This window comes from Bacillus sp. T17B1 (assembly GCF_026796395.1).
Lineage (GTDB): Bacteria > Bacillota > Bacilli > Bacillales > Bacillaceae > Bacillus > Bacillus spizizenii_A.
In genome coordinates this window covers 1-7,312 of sequence record NZ_JALAYA010000058.1, presented here as the reverse complement: position 1 = coordinate 7,312, position 7,312 = coordinate 1, and the positions used below count along the sequence as shown (strand labels likewise).

4 protein-coding genes are annotated in these 7,312 nt (G+C 48.1%); all 4 read left to right on the top strand.

Going from position 1 to position 7,312, the window contains the following annotated elements:
• On the top strand, positions 1-1,327 hold a 1,327-nt coding region (locus MOF34_RS20400; RefSeq protein ID WP_268401538.1), incomplete at its 5' end, for a condensation domain-containing protein.
• 36 nt (positions 1,328-1,363) lie between these two features.
• Entirely contained in the window at positions 1,364-5,191 is a 3,828-nt protein-coding gene (srfAC, locus tag MOF34_RS20395) for a surfactin non-ribosomal peptide synthetase SrfAC (RefSeq protein ID WP_268401537.1), read from the top strand.
• A gap of 28 nt (positions 5,192-5,219) precedes the next feature.
• Entirely contained in the window at positions 5,220-5,948 is a 729-nt protein-coding gene (srfAD, locus tag MOF34_RS20390) for a surfactin biosynthesis thioesterase SrfAD (RefSeq protein WP_268401536.1), read from the top strand.
• Between the two features lie 98 nt (positions 5,949-6,046).
• On the top strand, positions 6,047-7,273 hold the full coding sequence (locus MOF34_RS20385; RefSeq protein ID WP_268401534.1) for an MFS transporter: 1,227 nt from the start codon (positions 6,047-6,049) through the stop codon (positions 7,271-7,273).
• Positions 7,274-7,312: the final 39 nt, after the last annotated feature.

Below are 7,312 nucleotides of genomic sequence, written 5' to 3'. Positions count from 1 at the left end.
CCAATCAGTGATGCTTCACGCCAAGAAGGGCTTTGATCCTGAACGGGTGGAGAAAACATTGCAGGCGCTGATCGAACATCATGACGCACTCCGCATGGTTTACCGTGAGGAAGACGGAGAGATCATTCAAGCGTATAAACCAATCGGCGAAAGCAAGGCCAGCTTCGAAATCGTTGATCTGTACGGCACTGATGAAGAGATGCTGAAAAGCCAGATCAAGATTCTCGCGGACAGGCTGCAAAGCAGTCTCAATCTGCAAAACGGACCGCTTTTAAAGGCGGAGCAATACCGTACGGAAGCTGGCGATCACCTGCTCATCGCTGTACACCATCTCGTGGTCGACGGTGTCTCATGGCGGATTTTGCTTGAAGATTTTGCTTCAGGCTACGTGCAGGCTGAGAAAGAAGGGAGCGTTGTCTTCCCGCAAAAAACAAATTCCTTCAAGGATTGGGCGGAAGAACTGGCGGCATTCAGCCAATCAGCGCATCTTTTACAGCAGGCTGAATACTGGTCGCAAATCGAGGCTGAACCGGTTTCTCCTTTGCCGAAGGACTACGAAACAGAGCAGCGGATCGTCAAGCATACATCATCCGTCATATTTGAATTAACGGAAGAGGACACCAAACATCTCTTAACGGATGTTCATCAGCCATATGGAACCGAAATCAATGATATTCTTCTCAGCGCGCTCGGTTTAACGATGAAAGAATGGACAGACGATGCCAAAATTGGCATTAACCTGGAGGGGCACGGACGGGAGGACATCATCCCGAATGTCAATATCTCCAGAACGATCGGCTGGTTTACAGCACAATATCCTGTTGTGCTCGACATGTCTGAAGCAGATGCCTCAACCGTGATCAAAACAGTCAAAGAAAATCTGCGCCGCATTCCGGATAAAGGAGTTGGCTACGGCATTCTCCGTTATGTCACAAAAACTGCGGAAACAAAGGGCTTCACGCCAGAGATCAGCTTCAACTATTTAGGCCAATTCGACAGTGAAGTAAAAACCGACTTCTTTGAGCCGTCCGCTTTCGATATGGGGCGCCAAGTAAGCGAAGAATCAGAAGCACTGTATGCTTTAAGCTTCAGCGGCATGATTAGAAACGGCCGGTTTGTGCTTTCTTGCTCCTATAATGAGAAGGAATTTGAAAGAGCTACAGTCGAGGAGCAAATGGAACGGTTTAAAGAAAATCTCCTGATGCTGATCCGCCATTGCACGGAAAAAGAGGACAAGGAGTTCACACCAAGCGACTTCAGTGCTGAAGACCTTGGAATGGACGAGATGGGCGATATCTTTGACATGCTTGAGGAGAATTTAAAATAAAATGCAAGGGAATTACAGAAGGCGGGAGCGAAGCATATGAGTCAATTTAGCAAGGATCAGGTTCAAGATATGTATTACCTATCGCCGATGCAGGAAGGGATGCTGTTTCATACCATCCTGAATCCCGGCCAGAGCTTTTACATTGAACAAATCACGATGAAAGTAAAAGGCAGCTTGAATACCAAATGCCTTGAAGAAAGCATGAATGTGATCATGGACCGGTACGATGTATTTCGTACCGTGTTCATTCACGAAAAAGTAAAAAGGCCTGTCCAAGTTGTATTGAAAAAACGCGAGTTTCATATAGAAGAAATCGACCTGACGCACTTAACGGACAGCGAGCAAATAGCCAAAATCAATGAATACAAGGAACAGGATAAGATCAAGGGCTTTGACTTAACGCGGGATATCCCAATGCGCGCAGCCATTTTCAAAAAATCTGAAGAAAGCTTTGAATGGGTGTGGAGCTACCACCACATCATTTTAGACGGCTGGTGCTTCGGTATCGTCGTGCAGGATCTGTTCAAGGTATACAATGCCCTGCGCGAACAAAAGCCGTACAGCCTGCCGCCTGTTAAACCGTATAAAGACTATATCAAGTGGCTTGAAAAGCAGGATAAACAAGCATCACTGCATTACTGGCGCGAGTACTTAGAGGATTTTGAAGGACAGACGACGTTTGCGGAGCTAAGAAAGAAACAAACGGACGGCTACGAGCCGAAAGAACTGCTCTTCTCACTGCCGGAGGCGGAAACAAAGGCCTTTACCGAGCTGGCAAAATCGCAGCATACCACTTTAAGTACGGCCCTGCAGGCAGTCTGGAGCGTATTGATCAGCCGCTATCAGCAGTCTGGCGATTTGGCTTTCGGCACAGTCGTTTCCGGGCGTCCCGCGGAAATCAAAGGCGTTGAACATATGGTCGGGCTGTTTATCAACGTTGTCCCGAGACGTGTGAAACTGTCTGAGGATATCACATTTAACGGTTTGCTCAAGCAGCTGCAGGAGCAATCGCTTCAGTCTGAGCCGCATCAATATGTGCCGCTCTATGACATCCAAACTCAGGCCGATCAGCCAAAATTGATTGACCACATCATTGTCTTCGAAAATTATCCGCTACAGGATGCAAAAAATGAAGATAACAGTGAAAACGGCTTTGATATGGAGGATGTACATGTTTTTGAGAAGTCGAATTATGACCTCAACCTCATGGCTTCCCCGGGAGATGAGATGCTGATTAAGCTTGCCTATAATGAGAATGTGTTTGATGAGGCGTTTATCCTGCGCTTGAAATCTCAGCTTCTCACAGCGATTCAGCAGCTCATCGAAAAGCCGGATCAGCCTGTCAGTACAATCAATCTCGTTGACGACAAGGAGAGAGCGTTGCTGCTTTCCGGCTTAAACCCGCCGGCGCAAACTCATGAAGCAAAGCCTCTGACGGATTGGTTCAAGGAAGCGGTGAGTGTCAATCCGGATGCACCGGCGCTTACGTATTCCGGCCAGACTCTTTCCTATCGCGAATTAGATGATGAAGCGAACCGCCTTGCACACCGATTGCAAAAGCAAGGCGCGGGCAAAGGCTCCGTAGTAGCTTTGTACACGAAGCGTTCGCTTGAACTGGTGATCGGCATTCTCGGCGTATTAAAAGCAGGAGCGGCTTATCTGCCGATTGACCCAAAGCTGCCTGAGGACCGAATCTCATATATGCTGACTGACAGTGCGGCAGACTGTCTGCTGACACATCATAAGATGAAAGAAAAAGCGGCTCAGCTGCCGTATACAGGAACAATGCTCTTCATCGATGATCAAACACGGTTTGCGGAACAGGAAAGCGACCCAGCAATCGCGATTGAACCCGATGATCCGGCATATATCATGTACACGTCCGGAACAACCGGAAAGCCGAAGGGCAATATCACCACTCATGCCAATATTCAAGGATTGGTCAAGCATGTCAACTACATAGCATTCTCTGAAAAAGATACGTTCTTATCTGTTTCGAATTATGCTTTTGACGCGTTTACCTTTGATTTCTACGCTTCAATTTTAAATGCGGCAAGACTCATTATCGCAGATGAACATACGCTGCTTGATACAGAACGGCTCACAGATTTGATCCAGCAGGAGAATGTCAATGTCATGTTTGCGACAACTGCACTATTTAATCTTCTCATAGATGCGGGAGAGGATTGGATGAGGGGGCTTCGCTGCGTGTTATTTGGCGGGGAGCGCGCGTCAGTGCCTCACGTCAGAAAAGCGCTGCGAATCATGGGGCCGGGCAAGCTGATTAACTGCTACGGGCCTACTGAAGGAACGGTGTTTGCGACAGCTCATGTCGTGCATGATATACCGGATTCCATCTCCTCATTGCCAATTGGAAAGCCGATCAGCAATGCCAGTGTTTATATTCTCAACGAGCAAAACCAGCTACAGCCATTCGGGGCGGTCGGTGAACTGTGCATCAGCGGAATGGGCGTATCTAAAGGGTATGTCAACCGTCATGACCTGACGAAGCAAAAGTTTATCACCAACCCGTTCAAACCGGGAGAAACGCTTTACCGCACAGGGGACTTAGCACGCTGGCTGCCGGATGGAACGATTGAATACGCTGGCCGGATTGACGACCAGGTCAAAATACGCGGACACCGGATTGAGCTTGAAGAAATTGAAAAGCAGCTGCAGGAATATCCAGGTGTGAAAGATGCGGTCGTTGTGGCAGATCGCCATGAGTCTGGCGATGCATCAATCAACGCCTACCTCGTGAATCGGACTCAGCTTTCAGCTGAAGACGTGAAGGCGCACCTGAAAAAACAGCTCCCTGCTTACATGGTGCCGCAAACCTTTACTTTCTTGGAGGAGCTTCCTTTAACGACAAACGGGAAGGTCAATAAACGGCTGCTGCCAAAACCGGATCAGGATCAGCTGGCGGAGGAATGGATCGGGCCGCGAGATGAGACGGAAGAAACAATCGCACAAATTTGGTCTGAGATTCTCGGCAGAGAGCAAGTCGGCATTCATGATGATTTCTTTGCACTCGGCGGGCATTCCTTAAAAGCAATGACTGCCGCTTCCCGTATCAAAAAAGAGCTCGGGATTGATCTCCCGGTTAAGCTTTTATTTGAAGCGCCGACGATCGCCGGCATTTCAGCGTATTTGAAAAACGGGGGCTCAGATGGATTGCAAGAAGTAACGATAATGAATTCCGATCAGGACCAGATCATTTTCGCATTCCCGCCGGTCCTGGGCTATGGCCTTATGTACCAAAACCTGGCCAGCCGCCTGCCGTCATACAAGCTGTGCGCCTTTGATTTCATTGAGGAGGAAAACCGGCTTGACCGCTATGCGGATCTGATTCAGAAGCTTCAGCCTGAAGGGTCTTTGACACTGTTCGGGTATTCAGCGGGGTGCAGCCTGGCGTTTGAAGCTGCCAAAAGGCTTGAGGAACAAGGGCGCATTGTTCAGCGGATCATCATGGTGGATTCCTATAAAAAACAAGGTGTCAGTGATCTGGACGGACGCACGGTTGAGAGTGATGTTGAAGCATTGATGAATGTCAACCGTGACAATGAAGCGCTCAACAGCGAAGCAGTCAAACAAGGACTTAAGCAAAAAACACACGCTTTCTACTCTTACTATGTCAACCTGATCAGCACAGGCCAGGTGAAAGCGGATATTGATGTCCTGACATCTGGCGTTGATTTTGACATGCCGGAATGGCTTGCATCGTGGGAAGGGGCAACAACAGGTACTTACCGTGTGAAAAAAGGCTTCGGAACACACGCTGAAATGCTGCAGGGTGAAACGCTAGCCAGGAATGCCGGAATTTTGCTCGATTTTCTTAATACACAAACTGTAACGGTTTCTTAAATGAAATGATGAAAGGAGGAGACGGCCAATGAGCCAACTCTTCAAATCATTTGATGCGTCGGAAAAAACGCAGCTCATCTGTTTTCCATTTGCCGGCGGCTACTCGGCATCATTTCGCCCTCTCCATGCTTTTTTGCAAGGGGAGTGTGAGATGCTCGCTGCTGAGCCGCCAGGACACGGCACAAATCAAACGTCAGCCATTGAGGATCTCGAAGAGCTGACCGATTTGTACAAGCAAGAATTGAACCTTCGCCCTGATCGGCCGTTTGTGCTGTTTGGACACAGCATGGGCGGAATGATCACATTTAGGCTGGCGCAAAAGCTGGAGCGTGAAGGCATCTTTCCGCAGGCGGTTATCATTTCTGCGATACAGCCGCCGCATATTCAGCGGAAGAAAGTGTCCCATCTGCCTGATGATCAGTTTCTTGATCATATTATTAAGTTAGGCGGGATGCCCGCGGAGCTTGTGGAAAACAAGGAAGTCATGTCCTTTTTCCTGCCTTCCTTCCGATCAGATTACCGGGCTCTTGAGCATTTTGAGCTTCACGATGTAGCCCCGATCCAATCACCTGTTCATGTCTTTAATGGACTTCGTGATGAAAAATGTATTCGGGATGCGGAAGGCTGGGAGAAATGGGCGAAAGACATCACGTTTCATAAATTTGACGGCGGGCACATGTTTCTGCTGTCACATACGGAAGAAGTGGCAGAACGGATTTTTGCGATCTTGAATCAGCATCCGATCTATCAATTGTGATCGAAAGCGGACAGCGCATGCTGTTCCGCTTTTTGTATTAAATGTAAAATTTTATATGATATAATAGTTGCAATACTCAATCAAAGGCAGGTAGAAACATGCATGCATCTCCCAAGATGAAATGGTTTGTATTGCTGTTTACGTTTGTTTTCGCCATTGGAATGAACTCATTCAGAAACTCCTTTCAATTTTTTATGCTGCCGATGGCGGATACCTTCCATGCCGACAGGTCGCTGATTTCGCTTTCAGTCAGCATTTTTATGATCACCACGGGCATCGTTCAGTTTTTTGTCGGGTTTTTTATTGACCGGTTTAGTGTCAGAAAAATTATGGCGCTTGGAGCTGTTTGTATCAGTGCAAGCTTTTTGGTGCTTCCGTATTCACCGAATGTTCATGTGTTTTCTGCCATTTACGGAGTGCTCGGCGGAATCGGCTATTCCTGTGCGGTCGGCGTGACGGCCCAATATTTCATCAGCCGCTGGTTTGACACACACAAAGGCCTGGCGCTCGCTATTTTGACCAATGCCAACTCTGCGGGCCTGCTGCTGCTTTCGCCCATTTGGGCCGCAGCTCCGTATCATGCCGGCTGGCAAAACACCTATACGATATTAGGCATTGTCATGGCGGCTGTTCTGCTGCCGCTCCTCGCCTTCGGGATGAAGCCCCCGCCACATGCGCAAGCGCCGTCAGTAAAAAAATCTTATGACTGGCGAGGATTTTGGAAGGTGGTAAAGCAGTCCCGTCTCATTCATATTCTGTACTTCGGCATGTTTACATGCGGATTTACAATGGGGATCATTGATGCTCATCTCGTTCCAATACTGAAGGATGCGCATGTCTCTCATGTCAACGGAATGGTGGCCGCGTTCGGGGCGTTTATTATCATTGGCGGATTACTGGCGGGCTGGCTGTCAGATCTCCTCGGCAGCAGAAGCATGATGTTGTCTATCTTATTTTTCATTCGGCTGCTCAGTCTGATTTGTCTGCTCATTCCCATTCTCGGAATCCACCACAGCGAACTTTGGTACTTCGGGTTTATCCTGTTATTCGGGCTCAGTTACACAGGTGTAATCCCGCTGACCGCGGCGTCTATTTCAGAGAATTATCCAACAGGATTGATCGGCTCGCTGTTAGGCATCAATTTCTTTATTCATCAGATTGCCGGGGCTCTCAGTGTGTATGCAGGCGGTTTGTTTTTTGACATGACCGATGATTATATGCTGATTGTTGTTGTGTGCGTCGTGTTTGTAGGTGTATCGGCTGTAATAGAGCTGGTGCTGTTTTTAGATAAACAGAAGACAAAAGGAACGCATGAATCATTATAAAAGGACCAGCACTGTCAGTGATATTATCCCCTCTAAGTA

Coding starts and splice junctions, on each gene's coding strand:
- srfAC (WP_268401537.1), top strand. CDS start 1,364: ATGAGTCAATTTAGCAAGGATCAGGTTCAAGATATGTATTACCTATCG.
- srfAD (WP_268401536.1), top strand. CDS start 5,220: ATGAGCCAACTCTTCAAATCATTTGATGCGTCGGAAAAAACGCAGCTC.
- MOF34_RS20385 (WP_268401534.1), top strand. CDS start 6,047: ATGCATGCATCTCCCAAGATGAAATGGTTTGTATTGCTGTTTACGTTT.